The following is a 19,948-nucleotide window of genomic DNA, read 5'->3' on the forward strand; positions in this document are numbered from 1 at the left end:
CCAGACCTTTCCGTCCACTGGAGACATAGGCCATGGCAGAGAAGACCCCGCTCGTTTCGATTATCATGGGCAGCCAGTCCGACTGGCCCACGATGCGCCACGCCGCCGATATCCTCGAGGAGCTCGGCGTCCCTTTTGAAAAGCGCATCATCTCTGCCCACCGCACCCCCGATCGCCTCGTCGAGTTCGCCAAGGGCGCGCGTGAGCGCGGCCTGAAGGTCGTCATCGCCGGAGCCGGCGGTGCGGCGCACCTGCCGGGCATGTGCGCGTCGATGACCACGCTGCCGGTGTTCGGCGTGCCGGTCAAAAGCCGCGTGCTCAACGGTGTCGACAGCCTGCTCTCCATTGTGCAGATGCCCAAAGGCGTGCCCGTGGGTACATTGGCCATTGGACGCTCCGGAGCCATCAACGCCGCGCTCTTGGCCACCTCGGTCGTCGCCCTCGAAGACGACGAGCTCGCCGGGCGCCTCGAGCAGTTCCGCGCCGCCCAGACCGCCGCGGTCGGCGAAGAGCCGGTCGACGAAGACTAGCGATGGCCCCGAGCCAGCGATTGCCCAGAGGAGGTTGTTGTGACTGAGCAGACCTCGAACGCCAAACGCATCCCCACCGGCAGCACCATCGGCATGCTCGGCGCCGGCCAGCTCGGCCGCATGACCGCCATGGCCGCCGCCCCGCTGGGCTACGAGTTGCACGTCTTCACCCCCAAAGCAGAAAGCCCCACCGCCCAGGTGTGCTCGAAGGTCACCGTCGCCGACTGGGACGACAAAGAGGCGCTGGCTGACTTCGCCAAGAGCGTCGACGTCATCACCTACGAGTGGGAGAATATCCCCGTCGACACGCTCGAGTACCTCGAGGACTTCGGCGACGTCTTTCCGTCTCCGCATATCCTCAAAATCGCGCAGGACCGCCTGGCCGAAAAGCGCTTCGTCAACGACGCCGGCGTGCCCACCGCGCCGTTTGCCGAGGTGGAGACCTTCGACGAGTTGAAAGAGGCCGTCGACGATATCGGCACCCCGTGCGTGGTCAAGTCGGCGCGCTTTGGCTACGACGGCAAGGGTCAGGCGACCATCGAGACGCCCGACGACCTCGAGGAGGCCTGGCGCACCATCGGCGAGCGCCGCGCGATCGTCGAAGGCTTCGTCGACTACGTGTGCGAGATGTCGGTCATCATCGCCCGCTCGCCATCGGGCCAGCTCGCCGTGTACGACCCGGTGCTCAACCACCACGTCGATCATGTCCTCGACACCACTGAAGCCCCCTCCCCGGCCGATGCAGCCGTCTGCGAGCGCGCCGTCGACATCGCACGCACGCTGGGCGAGGCCTTCGACTTGGTCGGCATCCTCGCCGTCGAGCTCTTCTTGACGCGCGACGACGACCTTCTGGTCAACGAGGTCGCCCCCCGGCCCCACAACTCGGGCCACTGGACCATCGACGCGTGTCACACCAGCCAATTCGAGCAGTTCGTGCGCGCCGTGTGCGACCTGCCGCTCGGTTCGCCCAAGCGCCACTCGGACGCGGTCATGAAGAACCTGCTCGGGCCCATCGGCGACCGATGGCTCGAGGCGCTCGAAGATCCGGAGGCCAACTTGCACCTGTACGGCAAGACGGAGGCGTACCCGGGGCGCAAGATGGGGCATGTGACGCGGCTGCGGCCCCTCTCGGACGCAGAGTATGCGTTTCTGGGTGAGCATAAATAGACGCGTCTCGACTTGCCCCCCCTCCCCCGCGTCGGGGAGGTGCCCGCAGCGAAGCGAAGGGCGGAGGGGGCCACAACAACCCACTCCCCCTCTTACCCGCCGTTAATATCCTAACTGGCAGCATTCTTGCACTACATGTCGCACCGTTAACACCCACACACTCTCGTGGTGGAAATGATGCGACTAAAATTGTTCTCGATGCTGGCAGCTCTCTTGATGTTGTCGGCCGCGTGCGGCGGCGATGATTCGAACCAAGGCGGGTTCGATCTGAGCGACGACACCGACCTCAACGGCGAAGACGCCGGAGAATTCGACGTCGGCCCGGCCGACGCCGAGCCTAACGGCGCCGACCTCGGCGCGGCGTGCATGGCCAATGGCGACTGCGCCGACGGACGCTGCGTGACCGGCGATCCGTTCGACGGCGGCTACTGCACCACCACCGACGGCTGCCAGTTCGACACCGACTGCCCCAACGGCAGCTCGTGCACGTCGAGCCCTCAGGGCGCTATCTGCGCCGAGCGCTGCGGCTCGGACGACGAGTGCCGCGAGGGTTATACCTGCCAAGACTCGCTAGCCAGCCCCTACGATGTCTGCTTGCCGTACATCGAGCCCACCGGCCTCGACGACGGGGAGGCGTGTCGAAGCGACGACGAGTGCCGAGGCGGCACCTGCATCCCGCACCCGCGCTGGCCCGACGGCTACTGCACCACCCTCGACTGCGAGACCCAGGACGACTGCGCACGCGGCGACTACGACAACCGTTGCCTGCGCGGCGGGCAGAACTACAACCTGTGCGTGCGCATGTGCGGCAGCAACGAAGACTGCCGCGAAGGCTACGTCTGTGAGCTCATCGGCGGCGGCGAAGGATTCTGCGCCCCCGACCGCAGCGTGCAGCTCGGCCTCGACAACACCGACGAGTACCCCTACGAGATCACCTGCGGCCTTGCCTCGCAAGACGGCACCCTGAGCATCGACTACGAGATCGCTGCGGACACCGTCTCGTACATGATCACCCCGATTGCCCGCGACGGCCAAAACCTACTGCCCGACAGCATCACGCTGCCCGACGGGAGCGCCGTGACGTTCAACGGAGCGAACGGATTCCAGACGATTCCGGCCCAGCTGTTCGGCTTCGTCAACCCGCTGGTGATGCCCGCCATCGAAGCGTTCTCCGACCAGCTTCAGTCCGGCGCGCATACCCTGGCGCTCGAGACGAACTCGCAAGACATGTGCTACTACCTGCTCGAGGAGAGCACCTTCGGCACCACGATCGACTTCAACATCTATATTGTCGGCGTGCCCGGCCTCGACGCGAGCAGCGCGGCCAACGAGCCGGCCATGCAAGAGACGCTGCAGTGGTTCGAGACCATCTATCAGCAGGCCGGCATCGAAATCGGCGAGGTCCGCTTCCACGACGTCACCGGCGATGACGCCGATGCCTACCGCATCATTCGCAGCGAGGCCGACCTGCAGAACCTGGTCGCCACCTCCAAGAAGCCCGAAGGCGGCTACGACGGGGTCCTCAGCGCCAATATCTTCTTCGTCGAGAGCATGCAGCTCGGCGGCGTGGGCGGCGGACGCGGCGCCATCGGGGTCTCGCAGGGACTTCCGGGCGCGGCCGCGCTCCACGGCACGCCGTCGTCGGGCGTGGTCTTCACCTCCGAGTATATGGGCCAGCGCTTCCAGGACCGCGACGGCCAAGTCGTCGACGGCAACAAGCTCACCGGCATCGTGCTCGCCCACGAAATCGGCCACTACCTGGGGCTCTTCCACACCAGCGAGCAGTTCGGTCAGGGCTACGACCCGCTCGACGACACGCCGCAGTGCACCAGCGGCTTCCCGGACGACTGCCCCGACATCGACAACCTGATGTTCCCGCTGGCCGGCATCTCGCACACCGAGGTGACCGCCCAGCAGACCCACGTCATCAAAGCCAACCCGCTTACGAAGGACTGACGCGATGAAGACTTTGCTCAAGACAATTGTTCTCGCGCTCACGCTTACGGTCGCGTCGACCGCCTTCGCTCAGCAGGCGCCGTCTGGCAGCGATGCGGCCGGCGATGGGACCGACCAGGCAGCCTCGCCGAACAGCCCGGTGCCGTTTCCGTTCGACGGCAACGAAGCCGAGTTCGAGCGCGCCAAGCTGTTGCTGTCGGGCTACCACGGCCTGCCTCCGAAGGAGACCTTCGAGGAGACGCTCGACCAGCCCAAACTGGTCGTCACGGCGATCGCGCTCGACAAGAACGCGTTCTCGATGCACCGCAAGCACGCTCTGGCGGCGCTGGGATACTGGGCCGATGCGGGCGTGCTGCGCATCTACACCCAGCTTCTGCAAGACGACGGGCTCCGCGAGGCGATCCATCACAAGCTGATCTTGCTCCTCGCCAAGCACTTCCCCGGCGAAGCTCTGGGTCACATCGAGCCGTACCTGAGCCACGACGACCTGCAGTTTCGGCTCACCGCCATCGAGGCGATTCGCCGCATCCCCGGCGACAAGGCTGTCGAGGCGCTGCGCGTGGCCAAGAAGTCGGAGACGAACAAGGTCGCCCTCGAGCGACTCGAGAAGTATACGCGCATCGTGCGTTGACAGGGCGTAGGCCTTCCAGAGTTGAAACGCCTGCAATCCTGCACCACACTTTCAATTCTTGAAGCGTGCATAACATTCGGGTGACTCTCACGACTAAAGTCGTTTTCTGAGCACGTGAGGCGCACCCATGGCTTCGTCGCAGCACGACATCGTTGCATCCGACCGCCCACGGGTGGTCATCCTCGGGGCGGGCTTCGCGGGGCTCAACGCCGCGCGCAAGCTCGCCAAGAAGGACGTCGACGTCTTTATCGTCGACCGCAACAACTACCACCTCTTCCAACCCCTGCTCTACCAGGTCGCCACCGCCGGTCTCGACCCGAGCGACATCTCGATGCCGGTGCGCGCGGTGCTCGGCAAATACAAGAATACGCGCGTCGTCATGAACGAGGTGCGCGCGGTCGACCGCCAGAACAAAAAGGTCATTCTGGAGCGTGGCGAACTCCCCTACGATTTTCTGATCGTCGCTACAGGCGCCGAGACCAAGTATTTCGGCCCCGACTCTTGGGAGAAGAACTCCACGCCGCTCAAAACCGTCGAAGACGCCCTCGAACTTCGGCGCAAAATCCTTACGTCCTTCGAGATGGCCGAGCAGGCCAACGACCCGGACGAGAGGAGCGAGTGTCTCACCTTCGTCATCATCGGCGCCGGGCCCACCGGCGTGGAAATGGCCGGCGCCATTCGCGAGATCGCCGCCGAGGTGATGCGCCGCGACTTTCGCACCATCGACCCTGAAGACACCCGCGTCGTGCTCATCGACGCGCAGCCTCACGTGCTTCCGACCTACCCCGAGGAGCTCTCCGAGAAGGCGCGCAAGGAAGTCGAGCGCCGCGGTGTCGAAGTAATGGTCAACTCGCCGGTCGACGATATCGGCGAAAACACGGTCACCGTGGGCGACGAGACCATCCGCACGCACACGGTCATCTGGGCCGCCGGCGTGGCGACTGGCTCGGTGATGAACACGCTCGACACCGAACTCGACCGCATGGGCCGCGCGCGCATCGACGCCAACCTGACGCTGCCTGACGACCCACACGTCTTCGTGGTCGGCGACGCTGCCAACTTCACCCACGATCTGGACGAAGCGCTGCCCGGCCTCGCCCCAGTAGCCATCCAGATGGGCAAACACGCCGCCAAGAATATCCTGCGGCGCGTGCGCGGAGACGACTACGAGCCGTTCAAGTATTTCGACAAGGGCCAGATGTCGACGATCGGCCGCGCCGCGGCGGTGGTCGACTTCGGCAAGATCAAGGCCGTGGGGTTCTTCGCCTGGGTCCTATGGCTCTTCGTGCACCTGATGTACCTCGTCGGCTTCAAAAACCGCGTCGTGGTGCTCATCGAGTGGGCTTACTCGTACCTCGCCTTCAAGCGCGGCTCGCGCATCATCATCGGGGAGCCGGAGCACGATCATCCCGAAGAGTTGGCCTTCCCCGGCGTCGAGTCGGCGCATCAACACAGCACGGCGCAGTAGGTTCTGCGGAGCGATTCCATCGAGCCATCGAGCGCGAAGCCAATTCCTCTCGCTGCTCACCGGCGAGAACACCGGCAAACTCTCCGAAACTCGCTTTTCATCGCCACGTAGAGGCCTCCACGAGGCGTTGGCACCCATCCGGGCGTGCTTGCGAAAATTTCGCGATTATGCTTAAAGCCCCTCACAACGCGGCATATGAGGGATTGAGTGGCACATAGCCTGATTCTGGGCTAGAGTGAACTTCGTGCTTATTCAAAGTAGTAGCTCGATGTACCCCCGCAGAGGCTAGCAGCGATGGGTCAACAGAACGTCAATGATCGAGCCAGCGAAGAAGAGCGTCGACGCTTTATGCGTCGGCTGCTCCGTGATGTTCGCGCGCTCGAGCAAATGCTCGAAGATGGGATGTTCGAGACCGGGATTCGGCGCATCGGCGCCGAGCAGGAGATGTTCCTGGTCGACGAGCATTATCGCCCGGCAACCCGCTCCCTCGAGATTCTCGAGGAGCTCGACGACGAGCAGTTCACGACCGAACTCGGCCTATTCAACATCGAGTTCAACGCCAAACCGAACGAGTTTGGCGGCGATTGCCTAAGCAAGCTCGAGCGCCAATTGACCGATGCGGTCGACAAAGCGCGTCGGGCCGCCGGCAAATTCGGCGCCGACATCGCGCTGACCGGCATCTTGCCGACGATGAAAAAGTCGGACCTGGGCATGGCGAATATGACGCCGATGCCGCGCTACAAGGCGCTGAACAACTCGATGACCGCGCTGCGCGGCAAAGCCTACGACTTCCATATCAAGGGCATCGACGAGTTCATCGTCCAGCACGACAATGTGATGCTGGAGGCGTGCAACACCAGCTTCCAGGTCCACTTCCAGGTCGCCCCGGACGAGTTTGCCCGCCTGTATAATATCGCCCAGGCCGTCGCCGGCCCGGTGCTGGCGGTGGCGACCAACTCGCCGATGCTCTTCGGCAAGCGGCTTTGGAAAGAGACGCGCATCGCGCTGTTCCAGCAGTCGGTCGACACACGCTCGCCGGGCACTCACATGCGTGAGATGCAACCGCGGGTGAGCTTCGGCCACAAGTGGATCGAGGATTCCGTCCTCGAGATTTACCGCGACGACATCTCGCGCTTCCGCCTGCTCTTTAGCGGCGGCGAAGCCGAAGACCCCTTCGAAGCCATCGAAGCAGGTCGCGCGCCGAAGCTGTCGGCGCTTCGTCTGCACACGGGCACCGTCTACCGGTGGAACCGCGCCTGTTACGGCATCTCGGACGGCAAGCCGCACCTGCGCATCGAAAATCGCGTGCTGCCGTCGGGTCCCACCCCCGCCGACGAAGTCGCCAACGCTGCGTTCTGGTTCGGCCTGATGAGCGGCCTCGTCGCCAAGTATGGCGACATCACCGAGCACCTGGAGTTCGTCGAGGCCAAGAACAACTTCTTCTCGGCGGCCCGCCACGGCCTGGCCGGCTCGATGACCTGGGTCGACGGCGAGCGCGAGCACACCCCGAATCTGGTGCTCGACAAATTGCTACCCTTGGCCGAGACCGGCCTTCGGCGAAGCGGCGTCGACGAAGACGACATCGCCCGCTATCTGGGCATCATCGAGAGGCGAGTGCGCGTCGAGCAGACCGGCGCCGATTGGATGCTCGACTCGTTCAACTCGATGGAGGAGACCAACAGCATCGCCGAGCGGCTCACCGCGCTGACCAAGACGCTGGTCGAAAACCAGCGCCAGGGCATCCTGGGCCACGAGTGGCAGTACGCCTGCACTCCCGAAGAGGCGTCCTGGGAGGATCACTACCAGTATGTGGGCCAGTACATGTCGACCGACCTGTTCACGGTCAACGAAGATGAAATCATCGACATGGTCGCCGCGGTCATGGAGTGGAAGCACGTGCGCCACGTGCCCGTCGAGGATAACGACCACCGCCTGGTGGGTCTGGTGACCCGTCGCGCCTTCTTGCGGCTCTTGGCCAAGGGCGTCCCCTCGGAGGACTCGTCGATTCCGGTGCGTGACATCATGACCACGGACCTGATCACCGTCACCCCCGAGACGACGACCATCGAGGCGATCCAGCTGATGCGCGAGCACACCATCTCGTCGCTGCCGGTCGTCGACGACGGCAAGCTCGTCGGCATGGTCACCGAGCGTGATTTCATGGCCATCGCCCGTGACTTGCTCGAGGAGCGCCTCGCCGCGCGTGCTCAAAACGGCGACGGGCGTGGAGAGGGGCGTGGCAACGGCCACGACCAAGAACTCACCGAAGAATTGTCGGAGCTATCGGACGGCGGCGTCGACGAGGTCGAGCATAACGAACGCCCGGTTCAGCCACCGGGAGAATAAAACGCGAACGCGCCGTAGCCGGTCACCGGACCGGTTACGGCGTCTGTCACTGCAGCATCCGCGGACGTGCTTCGCGCGAGAGTCGTTGCCTTCCACCCTGCCTCGTTCGCCACACGCAACAACCCACGAATGGCGACGCGACCGGCGCTGTGCTCGCGACTGATTGACTCGGGCACAAGCGTCTCGATGGCCGCTTGTGTCTGGGCATCGAGCGTGTGGGCCTGCTCGGGCTCGACGTCGTGGCTCATATTGGCGCAGATGACGATGAGCGTTGCCGGATCATCGACAAACGTCGAGAGCACCTCGGCGACCTCTTCGTCGGTCGCATCCCCCACCAGCACCGGCACGATCATTGTCTTTTTCAAAACCTGACGCACGAAGGGAAGCTGCGCTTCGATCGACTCCTCGGGGTCGAAGGCCGGCTCGATGGCGCGCACCTGCTCGAGGCGCGCGATGGACTCGACCGCCTCGCGGTCGGAGACCACCGGGCCCATCGGTGTATCGAAGCCGTCGTAGCCGGTGACCGCCAAGCCGCGAAAAGGCACCAGGCGCGACGAGCCGAGGAGCACGATGCGCTCGATGCCCTCGGCACCGGCCACCCGAGCCCACGCCCGCGCCATGACCTCGCCGGCGAAATCAAACTCGGCGTGAGGCACGATGAGCGCGCGCGGGGCCTCGTCGCCTGCCTCGGCCCCCGACAGCAGACGCTCGATCGCTGCTCGCAGCTCAGCTTTGCCGGCCGGATAGAGCATGCCGGCAAATTGGGGCTCGCGAAGCGTCAAGTCATTGCGCCCGAAAAGCTTGTCGAAAAATCCCATCGTCTCGCCTTGGGTGGGCTCGTGTCTTTTAGTCTAGCGCTTTCTGGCCAACGTCAGCCCATCACCAATGGGCACGAGGCTGACGGTGACGCGCTCGTCGTCGGCCACATGGGCGTTGAACTCGCGGATGGCGACCGTGCTCTCTTCCTGGTCGGACGCGTCGATGACGCTTCCGCCCCACAGCGTATTGTCGACGCCGATGAGTCCGCCGACACGCACCAGTTCGAGGCAACGCTCGTAATAGGCGATGTAATTTTCTTTGTCGGCGTCGATATAGGCGAAGTCGAACGAGCCGCCCTGCCCGTCCTCGATGAGCCCATCGAGGGTCTCGAGCGCCGGGGCGATGCGCACGTCGATCTTGTCGGCGACGCCTGCCTGCTCCCAATACTTGCGGCCGATATCGACCCACTCTTCGCTGATATCACACGCCACGAGTTCGCCGACGTCCGGGAGCACCGAGGCCACACACATCGCGCTGTAGCCGGTGAACGTGCCCACCTCGATGGTGCGCTTGGCGCCGACCAGCTCGGCCAACAGGCGCATGAACTGGCCCTGCTCGGGCGAGGTCTGCATGTTGGCGTACTCCATCTTGGCGGTCTCTTCGCGAAGCTCGCGGAAGGGCGCGCTTTCGTGCACGGAGACGGACAACAGGTAATCGTGGAGGGCGTCGTCGAGTTGTAGAGTTTTGGCGGACATGGGTGGTTTTGTGGTTTTGGGGTCTTGGGGTCTTGGGGTTTGGGGTCTTGGGAGTGTTAGCACTTGTGTGGAGCTTTGCAACTACCTACCCCCGCTGCCCCTCAAAAATCTGAGACCCCGCACGACGCCCGTGTCACCCAAGCCCGGAGCAGAAATGCTCCGATCGGCTCTAACAGGCGCCTCGACGGGCTCCTTGGAGCTGTACCCGCGGCTGGCACACATGCTGCATCTCCAACTCGACGTAATACGACAACATGCTTTATGCTGACGATGCTCGACTACATTTTTGCCGACAGGGGACCCAAGATGATGAAGCCGAAGACCTCACGCCACCTGGTGGCGGCCGCTGCATGCGCGAGCATGATGGCAGCCGGGATCACCGCCTACTCGCCCAGCGCGCAAGCCTGCGGTGGGCTGTTCTGCAACAATCAGCAGCCGGTCAACCAGGCTGCCGAACGCATCATCTTTAGCGACAACGCCGACGATACCGTCACCGCGCTCGTCCAGATCATGTACCAGGGCCCCAGCGAGAAGTTCGCATGGGTCTTGCCGGTGCCTGGTGAGCCCGATGTGAGCGTCTCGTCGACCGCGGCATTCGACCGATTGCAGACGGCGACGAACCCATCGTACCGGATGAACACGACCGTCGAGGGCACCTGTGACACCCGCGGCGGCGGCTTCTTCGGCTCGGACGACGCCACCGCCGAGGCGGGCGGTATGAACAACGCGAACCGGAATCCCGAAGACGACGGCGTGACCGTCGTCAACAGCGGTCACGTAGGCCCCTACGACTACACCACCATCTCGGTCGACCCGGGCAACGAGAATCCCACCCAGGTCGCCCTCGATTGGCTCGAACAGAACAACTACGACGTCAGCGCTCTGGGCGAGCAGACGATCACGCCGTACCTCGAAGACGGCATGAACCTGTTGGCCTTCCGGCTGTCGAAGAATGCCGACACCGGCGATATCCGCCCGGTGCGCATCACCTACGACGCCGAGCTTCCGATGATCCCCATCAAGCTCACCGCCGTGGCCGCCAACGACGACATGGGCGTGATGGTGTGGGTGCTCTCCGATGAGCGCGCCATCCCGTCGAACTACAAGTCGCTTCGCCTCAACGAGGCGGCCATCGACTGGTTCAACCCCAACAACAACTACAACGACATCATCAACCGCGCGGCCGACGAAGCCGGCGGCCAGGGTTTCGTCACCGAGCTGGCCTGGCCGACCGACCGCACGCTGCCGCCGCCCAACCAATTCTCTAACGGTCAAGACCTCGCCGATGTAATCTTCAGCGAGAACGAAGAGCGTTTTTGGGAAGATCGAATCAAGAACACCGACTGGACCGGCAACGAATTCGGCCTCCTCCAGCAGTCGTCGCGCTACGCCGCCTTCGACGGCTACCTCGAAGTCCTTGAGGCGACCGTGCCGGTGCCCTCGCGTTTGACCACCGAAGAGTTCGCACAGTGCCCCAGTTGCTACCAAAGCGAGATGGGCGGCGAAGACGGCGAGATCGACAACTTCGATCCGCAAACGTTCATCACCCAGCTCGAGCTCAACGTCATCAAGCCGATGATCGAAACTCAGGAGCTGGTCACCTCTCGCCCCTACATTACCAGGCTCTACACCACGATGTCGGCCGGCGACATGACCCTCGATCCGGTCTTCGACTTCAATGACAGCCTGGGGGACCACTCCAACGCCCACGTCGCCGAGCGCATCATCGAATGCGGTGACGAGGACTACACCCGCAACGAGGCGCCCTGGCGCGTCGAGCTGCCCCAGGGCGACATCGTCTTCGGCTCGGGTAGCACTTGGCCCGTCTCCAGCGAGGACATGCCCGCGACCCGCGCCATCGTCCAGGACCGCAACTCCGGCGACGGTGAAGTGGTCGTCGACAACGCCCCCGAGATCGACAGCTTCATCGAGCGCCATAACCAACGCGTCACCGACGAGTTCTCCGGTGGCGGCTGCCAGACCGCCCACCCCGCGTCGGTCTCTCTGGCGCGCAACATGTCGCTGGCGCTGATGTTTGGCGCGTTTGGATTGTTGCTGATTCGAGTGCGTCGACGAGAAGAGTAGAGAAGAGCAAGGCGTAACATCTTTGTCGCCCCGCCCGTCCCGTGCCTCGTAACATGAGGCGGGCGGAGGCGACACAACCCCATGCTTTTCACCTCCCCTCCCCCGCCTCAACCCCATTCCTCAAGTTTTCTTTTCTGTATACACCACGTCTGCAGACAAACTTCTACCCAAAGTTGCTCTTCCGACGATTTTTCAGCATACTGGTCACAGAACCTTTACTGGGACCACAATTTTCTGACTCGCTCCGTATTCGACATCGTCGAGCGGAGCCGTTGTGTCGACGGGAGTAGCTGATGTTCTCGAGATTTCTTCGTGTGTCGATGATGGTGCTCTTTGCCATCGTCATCGGATCGTTTGCCGGCTGTGGGTGTGAAGACGAAGCCCCGAGCGACAAGAATCCCATCACCGACACCGACGGGGGTGACACCAGCCCGACCGACGCCACAGACTCGGCCGGCGATGTCGCCCAAGATGGCAGCAGCCAGGACACGAGCACCGACACCTCCGACGACGACACCGACCAAACCGACGGCGGACAAAACGACACCGGCCAAACGGACTCGGGCGGCGGCTGCGGCCTCAACGGCACCAGCTGCACCGACAACGCCGATTGCTGCTCGGACATCTGCAACGCCAACGGCATCTGCTCGGTCACCCCGGGCACCTGCGACCCCGCTGGTGAGTCGTGCGTGAGCGGCGCGTCGTGCTGCTCGGGTCGCTGCAGCGACAGCGGCGTGTGCCTGTCGGGCGTGGGCGGCTGCGGTTTCGAAGGCGACTCATGCTCGACCGCGGCCGATTGCTGCTCGCTCAGCTGCACGAATGGAAGCTGTGACTCCGGCAGCGTGTGCACCTCGGCCGGCGAGAGTTGCTCGGCCGACTCGGACTGCTGCAGCAACGCTTGTGGCGCAGACGGCACCTGCCAGGCCGGCCCCCAGTGCCTGACCGCCGGCGAAAAATGCGCCGACGACGCCGGCTGCTGCTCGAAGGCCTGCGAGCCGTTCGGCACCGACGGCGAGAACCGTTGCATCACCGGCGGACTCTGCCAGACCGAAGGTGAGGTTTGCGGCGAGGACAGCGACTGCTGCAACCAACAGTGCGACAACGGCTACTGCCGCAAGCTCAGCGGCGTGGGCATCGTCAGCTGCCGCATGGTCGGCGAGGCCTGCGAGAACCCCTCCGATTGCTGCTCGTACTCGTGCATCGGCGACGGCACCGGCTTCAAGAGCTGCCAATATCTGGGCGGCTGTCGCCCCTACGGCGAACTGTGCACCACCGATAGCCAGTGCTGCAGCAACGCCGGCGGCTGCCCGGGCACCGGCCAAGAGAACGACGTGGCCACCTGCAACATCTTCACCACGGTCGACGGCACCGATTACGGCCGCTGCGGCCTCGTCCAGGGCCCCAAACCCGCCGGCGAAGTCTGCGACAGCCGCTTCTCGGGCACCCACGACTGCTGCGGCGGCCAGACTTCGTGTCAGGCCACCGTCCTCGGCATCGAGCGTTGCTACGGCCCCACCCCCGACCAATGCATCGGCGACGGCCAATCGTGCGCCTTCGGTGAGCAGTGCTGCAGCGGCCTGTGCGCCCCTGACGCCAACGGCGACCTTGTCTGCTCTGGCTCGAGCTGCACCGACCGCGGCGGCGCTTGCACCACCGACGGCGAATGTTGCGGCGGCAACTGCAACGCCGACGGCGTCTGCGGACCCGACGCCTGCGTGGCCGACGGCCAGAGCTGCACCGGCGACGCCGAGTGCTGCTCGGCCTTCTGCGACCCGAACACCGACCAGTGCGCCAGCTGCCTGTCGAACGGCAATAGCTGCTCGACCGACTCGGAGTGCTGCTCGAGCTACTGCGACCCGACGAGCAACCAGTGCGCCGACCGCCCGGTCGACCAGTGCACCGAAAACGGCCAGGCCTGCACCCGCGGAAGCGAGTGCTGCTCGGGCGTGTGCAACAGCAACAACGTGTGCGGCACCGCCTGCCTGTCCAACGGCCAGAGCTGCACGGCGAACACCGATTGCTGCTCGACCTTCTGCGACCCGAACACCTTCACCTGCGGCGAGGACACCAGCACCTGCGCCGGCTCGGCGGAGACCTGTTCCGACGATACCGACTGCTGCAGTGGTCTGGTGTGCGGATTCGGGTATTGCGTGATTCCCGAATAACCCTCTTTCCGGGGAGGCCTCGCCTCGCGAGGCTTCCCCTTTACACTCCCCTTCCCCGGCCCTAGGTTCGTCCCACCTGCTTGTTGATTTGAACTTTGGTGGAGAAAGTCTATGCGAGTCGGAATCCTCACCGGCGGTGGTGATTGCCCGGGCCTCAACGCGGTTATTCGTTCGGTAGCCAAGAGCTTGATGCTCCAATGCGACGCCGAGGTCATCGGCATCGAAGAAGGCTTTTTGGGTCTCATCGAACGACGAACCCGCGAGCTGAGCTACAAGGATGTCAGCGGCATCCTCGCCCGCGGCGGCACCGTGCTGGGCACCCACAATAAGGCCAATCCCTTTTCGTACTTCGAGCGTGACGGCGAGGACGTCTCCGACGAGGTCATGGAGTACTACGAGGAGCTCGACCTCGACGCCATCGTGGCCCTGGGCGGTGACGGCACCATGTCGATCTGCCACCGACTCCAAGAGATGGGCATGAACATCGTGGGCGTGCCCAAGACGATCGACAACGACATCGTCGCCACCGACCGCACCTTTGGCTTCGACACCGCCGTGTCCATCGCCACCGACGCCATCGACCGGCTGCAGACCACTGGCCAGAGCCACAAGCGGGTGATGATCCTGGAGACGATGGGTCGCTATGCCGGCTGGATCGCCCTGCACGCAGGCATCGCCGGCGGCGCCGACGTCATCTTGTTGCCCGAGCTTCCGTTCAGCGTCGAGGAGGTCGCCCGCGTGGTCAAAGAGCGCGCCGACCGCCAGCGCTTTACGATCGTCTGTGTCGCCGAGGGCGCCAAGACCGCCGAGGGCGACATGGTCGTCAAAGAACGCATCGAGGAGAGCCCCGATCCCATCCGCCTGGGCGGCATCGCCAACTGGCTCAAGGAGGAGCTCAAGCCGATGGTCGACAGCGAAATCCGCACCGTCGTGCTCGGCCATATTCAACGCGGCGGCTCGCCGACGGCCTTCGACCGCATCCTGGCGACGAACTTCGGGGCGATGGCCGCCTCGCTGGTCGCCAAAGAGCAATACGGACGCATGGTCGCGCTGCGTGACCAGCACCTGACGAGCGTCGAACTCGAGAAGGTCGCCAACAAGACGCGCACGGTGCCCGAAGACGCCATGGGCATTTTGGCCGCGTTCTCGGTGGGCACCTCGCTGGGCGTGCCCGGCATGAAGCTCGACCCGTCGCAGATCCAAGACTACAAGAAAATCAGCTAGTATCGCTTATGGGCATCACATCAAAGCTGCCGCTATCAGAACGACTCCGGAAGGGCGCCGGCGCGCTCGTGGTCGACAATTTCTTTCGCGGTCTGTCGGTCGTCGGAAAGCTCGACCCACGCAATGATCCCGAAGAGCACGGCGTGCGCGTGCTCACCGACGTGCCCTACCACCACAGCGGCGATGCGGCTCATCACCTCGACGTGTTCGTCCCCCAAGACTTCGACGGGCCGCGCCCAATCGTGTTGTACGTGCATGGCGGCGGCTTTCGCATCCTGTCGAAGGACACCCACTTTGGCATGGCGCTACAATTTGCCAAGCGGGGCTATCTGGTCTTCAACATCAACTACCGACTCGCCCCGCGCCACCCCTTTCCGGCCGCCATCGAGGACGCCTGTCGGGCCTACCGGTGGGTGGTCGAAAACGCGCACAGCTTCGATGGTGACCTCGACCGAGTCGTGTTGGCGGGAGAATCTGCCGGCGGGAATCTGGTATGCGGGCTGACGATCGCGGCGCATTACGAGCGCGACGAGCCGTGGGCGCGCAGCGTCTTCGAGACCGGGGTGACCCCGACGGTGACCGCGCCGGCCTGCGGCATGCTGCAGGTCTCCGACGTCGAGCGCTACACCGCTCAGGACCGGGTCAACTGGTTCGTGCGTGACCGCCTCGAAGAAGTCTCACACAACTACCTGCCGCCCGACCGGATCGACGGCTCGCCGATCCTCGACTTTGCCGATCCCCTGCTCCACTTCGAGCGCGGGGACTCACCGACGCGCCAGTTGCCCGCCTTCTTTTTGCCGGTGGGCACCAAAGACATCTTGCTCGACGACACCCGCCGCCTGGCCCGCGCGCTCGACGCGCTCGGCGCTCCCCATTCGAGCCACTACTACCCGGGTGAAATCCACGCATTTCACGCGCTCGTATGGCGTCCACAAGCGCGTAAATGTTGGCGGCAGAAATTCGCGTTTCTCGAGGAGCACGTAGGCCGCTGAGCTCAGTTGCCCATCGTCCCCGACGGTGTGTTGATCTCGGGCTCGGGCGGCACGTCGACCTCTTCGTCGGCGGGCGCCTCCCCGTCGGCCGGCGGCACCTCGATGGTGGTGGTGCCGATATCCTCACCCTGCTCGTCGCGATAGCGAATCTCGTAGGTTCCCGGCTCGAGCTCGCCCTCCTCGGTCAGCGGAACCGCCGAGCGAAACTCCACAAACGAACTCTCGCGCTCGATGGCCGCCTCGGTCTCGGTGAACGCACGCTCGACGATGAGCTCGCCGTCGCGGCGCACCTCGACGGTCCAGGCGGTGGGGTTCGAAAAGGTCCCCGCGGGAGTGTTGACCACCGTGACGACGTACGGATTGCGAAAGCGCGCCTCCTCGGGCAGCGTCGTCGGCCCGAACGGCTGCACGCAGGTGCGGATATTCATGTTGAAGGCCGACAGGTCCTGCTCGGAGCACTGGGGTGGACCGCGTCGGGCATAGCGCTCGTCGTCGCCGGTGTCGGGAGAGGTCGCGCAGGCGGTCAGCCCGGCGGTGAGCAGGAGAGTCGAAATGGTGAAAAAGCGGCGCATGCCCATAGGTACCTCGTGGGAAAAAATCAGGTGCACGAGTAACGTGTGAACCGCCCGGCCCGGTTCAAGTCTTTCGGCGCAGCGTCAAAAGCGTGATCTCCGAGGGCACGCCGAGGCGAAGCGGCGGCCCCCAGTAGCCGGTGCCGCGGCTGACGTAGATCTTCATGTCCTCGTAGTCGTTCAGCCCGCGGGTAAACGGGTGCGCGAGCCCCACAAAGAGGCTCCACGGCCAGAACTGCCCGCCGTGAGTGTGCCCCGAAAGCTGCAGGTCGAAGCCTGCCTTGGCCGCCTCCCAGACGCTCTTGGGTTGGTGGGCCAGAAGCAGCCGAAAGTCCGCCTCGGGAGCGCCCTCGAGCGCCTTGTGCGGATCGGAGGTGTGACCGTCGACGCGCGCGCCGGCGCGGTAATCGGTCACTCCGCCGACCAGAAGTCGCGCCCCGTCGACCTCGACCACTCGATGCGAGTTGATCAGCGGCTGCATCCCGCAGCGCTCCACCTCGTCGCACCAGGCGGGCCCGTCCCAATAATACTCGTGGTTGCCGGGCACGAAATACGCGCCCAGCGGGGCCTGTAGGTCGCGGATGGGCGCGACGTCGTTTCGCATATCGTCGACATAGCCGTCGACCATGTCGCCGGTCAGGGCGATGAGGTCGGGCTCGAGGCCGTTGACGCGGTCGACCACCGCTTGCAGGTAGTCGCGCTTGATGGTCGGGCCCACGTGGATGTCGCTGATCTGGGCGATACGCAGCCCGTCGAGCTGGGGCGCCAGCCCCTCGACGGCCACGTCGACCTCGACGACCTCGGCGAGTTTTCGCGCTTCGTGGTAGCCCAGCCCGGTGCCCGACGCGGCCACGCCGACGATGCTCGCGTTGACCGTGTGGCGAAACAGTTCGCGGCGGCTCGGATCTTCGGGGCCGTCATCCGACGTGGCTCGACTCGCGGCCGGCGGTATCACCCAGCGGCGCATGGCGCCGAAGGTCAGCAGCCCCAAGTCACGCGCGACCACCAAAAAGAGCAGCAGCGCGAACGAGCCCATCGCCAGATAGGCCACCCACTGTAAGACCCCGGCCATCGCCATCTCCGGCGCGGTGCGCCTCAAAATGGAGGCCGCCAAGGTCACCGCGAAGCTCGCTGCCAGCAGTCCCCAGAGCACGCGTTTTGCCTTCTTCGATCGCAAAAAGCGCGCGAGGCTCCAGCCCGCATATACATGCGCGCCGCCCCAGATCAGACTCGCCACCGTTCCAAAAATGATCATCCGCCACATAAGCTCACCTTATCGGACCAACGCCCAAACCACCACGGCCCACGCAGTTGCCCCCTGCTTACGAAAACCGTATCCTTCCGGCAACACACGTTTCAACTCTATGAGATGCGTCCAGACCCCGCATCGTTACACTGCAGATTTGCCCCGATGTCATTCGTGTCCAAATTAGCGAAGCGCAGCCGTGGGGCCCGGATGTAGAAGTGACTGAATCGCGATTCAGTCGCTCCCTTTACACAACCGGGGGCCTTCGTGTATTTGTTCCTCTGTACGGGCTTTGACGCAGCGCGTCATTGTGCAGTCGGGCCCGGTTTGTGGATTGCTGATTCATTACGACTCATCACGCTAATTGCCCAATTTGCAGGAGCTCGTGTCCAATGAGTAATACCACCCTTGAACTTCCGGAGGGCGTCCAGGTCACCGCCGAGGTGACCGACGCTCACGCCGAGATACTAACCCAAGAGGCGCTCGAGTTTGTCGCCACGCTCCAGCGCGAATTCAACTCGCGGCGGCTCGAGCTTCTCGAGAAGCGCGACGAGCGCGACGCTCGCATCCAACAGGGCGAGCAGCCTGACTTTTTGGAATCGACCCGCGAAATTCGCGAGGGCGACTGGAAAGTCGGCCCCATCCCCGAAGATCTGCAAAAACGCAACGTCGAGATCACCGGCCCGGTCGACCGTAAGATGGTCATCAATGCGCTCAACTCGGGCGCCGACGTCTTCATGGCCGACTTCGAGGACTCGAACTCGCCGACCTGGGACAACAACGTGCTGGGTCAGCGCAACCTGCGCGATGCGGTGCGCGGCGACATCGAGTACGACCACCCGACCAAAGACAAAGTCTACAAGCTCGAAGACAACCCAGCGACTCTGCTGGTGCGTCCGCGCGGCTGGCACCTGGTCGAAAAGCACGTGACCGTCGACGGCGAGCCGATCAGCGCCTCGCTGTTCGACTTCGGCCTGTACTTCTTCCACAACGCTCAGGCGCTACTGGACAACGGCACCGGCCCGTACTTCTACCTGCCCAAGCTCGAGAGCCACCTCGAGGCGCGGCTGTGGAACGACGTGTTCTGCCACGCCCAGGACGCTGTGGGCATCGACCGCGGCACCATCAAGGCGACCGTTCTCATCGAGAATATCCTGGCCGCCTTCGAGATGGACGAGATCCTGTACGAGATCAAAGAGCACGCCGCCGGCCACAATGCCGGGCGTTGGGACTATATCTTCAGCGTCATCAAGAAGTTTCGTAACGACGGCGACTTTCTGCTCCCCGACCGCGCGCAAGTCACCATGGGCGTGCCGTTCATGAAGGCGTATGCCGAGCTTCTGGTCAAGACGTGCCACAAGCGCGGCGCCCACGCCATCGGCGGCATGGCCTCGTTCATCCCCAGTCGCAAGGACGAAGAGGTCAACAAAAAGGCGTTCCGCAAAGTCAAAGAAGACAAGGAGCGCGAAGTCAGCCAGGGCTATGACGGCACCTGGGTGGCCCACCCCGACCTCGTCCCGGTCGCTCGCGCGCCCTTCGACAAAAAGCTCGAAGGCCGCCCGCACCAAAAAGACGTGATGCGCGAAGACGTGACCGCGTCGGCCGCCGACCTTCTGAACACCGACATCGAAGGTGGCCAGATCACCGAAGAGGGTCTGCGTCTGAACATCAACGTGGGCATCCAGTACATCGCCTCGTGGCTTGGCGGCCAGGGGGCGGCGGCCATCTACAACCTGATGGAGGATGCAGCGACCGCCGAAATCTCCCGCTCACAAGTTTGGCAGTGGATCCACCACCCCGACGCTCGATTGAGCGACGGACGGGAAGTCACCGCCGAGCTCTACAAGGAGATCGTCCCCGAAGAACTCGAGAAAATCGAGGAACTTTGGGGCGAGTATTACGACCCGGAGCGGTTCGAGCTTGCCCGCAAGCTCTTCGATCGCTTGAGCTTGGAAGACGAGTTTATCGACTTCCTGACGCTCATCGCCTACGACCACTTGGATTGAGTCGAGGCGCACCGAGGCAGCAAATCGTGCGCGCCTTCGGGCGCGC

Annotated in this window: 15 protein-coding genes; 11 read left to right on the forward strand and 4 right to left on the reverse strand. The window is 64.0% G+C overall.

Annotation, left to right across the window (positions count from 1 at the left end; all coding sequences use genetic code 11):
* The first annotated feature begins 32 nt into the window (after positions 1-32).
* From purE to FIV42_RS06495, 6 genes are all read left to right on the forward strand, one after another.
* The gene (gene purE, locus FIV42_RS06470) at positions 33-530 is read left to right on the forward strand and encodes a 5-(carboxyamino)imidazole ribonucleotide mutase (RefSeq protein ID WP_141196882.1); all 498 of its coding nucleotides are present in this window, start codon (positions 33-35) and stop codon (positions 528-530) included.
* A gap of 39 nt (positions 531-569) precedes the next feature.
* The gene (locus FIV42_RS06475) at positions 570-1,697 is read left to right on the forward strand and encodes a 5-(carboxyamino)imidazole ribonucleotide synthase (RefSeq protein WP_222615396.1); all 1,128 of its coding nucleotides are present in this window, start codon (positions 570-572) and stop codon (positions 1,695-1,697) included.
* A 177-nt stretch (positions 1,698-1,874) separates the two neighbouring features.
* Positions 1,875-3,653, forward strand: coding sequence for a zinc metalloprotease (locus FIV42_RS06480; RefSeq protein ID WP_141196883.1), 1,779 nt, complete (start codon positions 1,875-1,877; stop codon positions 3,651-3,653).
* A 4-nt stretch (positions 3,654-3,657) separates the two neighbouring features.
* The gene (locus tag FIV42_RS06485) at positions 3,658-4,284 is read left to right on the forward strand and encodes a HEAT repeat domain-containing protein (RefSeq protein WP_141196884.1); all 627 of its coding nucleotides are present in this window, start codon (positions 3,658-3,660) and stop codon (positions 4,282-4,284) included.
* Between the two features lie 127 nt (positions 4,285-4,411).
* Positions 4,412-5,752, forward strand: a complete 1,341-nt coding sequence (locus FIV42_RS06490) for an NAD(P)/FAD-dependent oxidoreductase (RefSeq protein WP_141196885.1) — start codon at positions 4,412-4,414, stop codon at positions 5,750-5,752.
* A gap of 294 nt (positions 5,753-6,046) precedes the next feature.
* Positions 6,047-8,098 carry a CBS domain-containing protein gene (locus FIV42_RS06495; protein WP_141196886.1) on the forward strand — a complete coding sequence of 684 codons (2,052 nt, stop codon included), beginning with the start codon at positions 6,047-6,049 and terminating at the stop codon, positions 8,096-8,098.
* On the opposite strand, the gene amrB is transcribed toward FIV42_RS06495, so the two are convergent.
* A complete protein-coding gene (gene amrB / locus FIV42_RS06500) occupies positions 8,080-8,916 on the reverse strand; it encodes an AmmeMemoRadiSam system protein B (protein WP_141196887.1) in 837 nt (278 codons plus the stop codon). The genes FIV42_RS06495 and amrB overlap by 19 nt on opposite strands.
* A gap of 33 nt (positions 8,917-8,949) precedes the next feature.
* A complete protein-coding gene (locus FIV42_RS06505) occupies positions 8,950-9,612 on the reverse strand; it encodes a class I SAM-dependent methyltransferase (RefSeq protein ID WP_141196888.1) in 663 nt (220 codons plus the stop codon).
* A 261-nt stretch (positions 9,613-9,873) separates the two neighbouring features.
* On the opposite strand from FIV42_RS06505, the gene FIV42_RS06510 reads away from it, so the two are divergent.
* From FIV42_RS06510 to FIV42_RS06525, 4 genes are all read left to right on the forward strand, one after another.
* A complete protein-coding gene (locus FIV42_RS06510; protein WP_141196889.1) occupies positions 9,874-11,697 on the forward strand; it encodes a DUF2330 domain-containing protein in 1,824 nt (607 codons plus the stop codon).
* A 293-nt stretch (positions 11,698-11,990) separates the two neighbouring features.
* On the forward strand, positions 11,991-13,862 hold the full coding sequence (locus FIV42_RS06515) for a hypothetical protein (RefSeq protein ID WP_141196890.1): 1,872 nt from the start codon (positions 11,991-11,993) through the stop codon (positions 13,860-13,862).
* Positions 13,863-13,973: 111 nt separating this feature from the next.
* Positions 13,974-15,086, forward strand: a complete 1,113-nt coding sequence (locus FIV42_RS06520; RefSeq protein WP_141196891.1) for a 6-phosphofructokinase — start codon at positions 13,974-13,976, stop codon at positions 15,084-15,086.
* An 8-nt stretch (positions 15,087-15,094) separates the two neighbouring features.
* Entirely contained in the window at positions 15,095-16,078 is a 984-nt protein-coding gene (locus FIV42_RS06525; RefSeq protein WP_141196892.1) for an alpha/beta hydrolase, read from the forward strand.
* A gap of 2 nt (positions 16,079-16,080) precedes the next feature.
* Here FIV42_RS06525 and FIV42_RS06530 read toward each other — a convergent pair whose 3' ends face one another.
* Both FIV42_RS06530 and FIV42_RS06535 read right to left on the reverse strand, forming a co-directional pair.
* The gene (locus FIV42_RS06530) at positions 16,081-16,656 is read right to left on the reverse strand and encodes a hypothetical protein (protein ID WP_141196893.1); all 576 of its coding nucleotides are present in this window, start codon (positions 16,654-16,656) and stop codon (positions 16,081-16,083) included.
* A gap of 58 nt (positions 16,657-16,714) precedes the next feature.
* On the reverse strand, positions 16,715-17,914 hold the full coding sequence (locus FIV42_RS06535) for a metallophosphoesterase (protein WP_141196894.1): 1,200 nt from the start codon (positions 17,912-17,914) through the stop codon (positions 16,715-16,717).
* A 374-nt stretch (positions 17,915-18,288) separates the two neighbouring features.
* Between FIV42_RS06535 and aceB the strand changes: the two genes are divergently transcribed.
* Complete coding sequence (gene aceB, locus FIV42_RS06540) at positions 18,289-19,902, forward strand: malate synthase A (RefSeq protein WP_141196895.1); 1,614 nt, start codon at positions 18,289-18,291, stop codon at positions 19,900-19,902.
* Positions 19,903-19,948 lie beyond the last annotated feature (46 nt).

Source organism: Persicimonas caeni (assembly GCF_006517175.1).
GTDB lineage: Bacteria > Myxococcota_A > Bradymonadia > Bradymonadales > Bradymonadaceae > Persicimonas > Persicimonas caeni.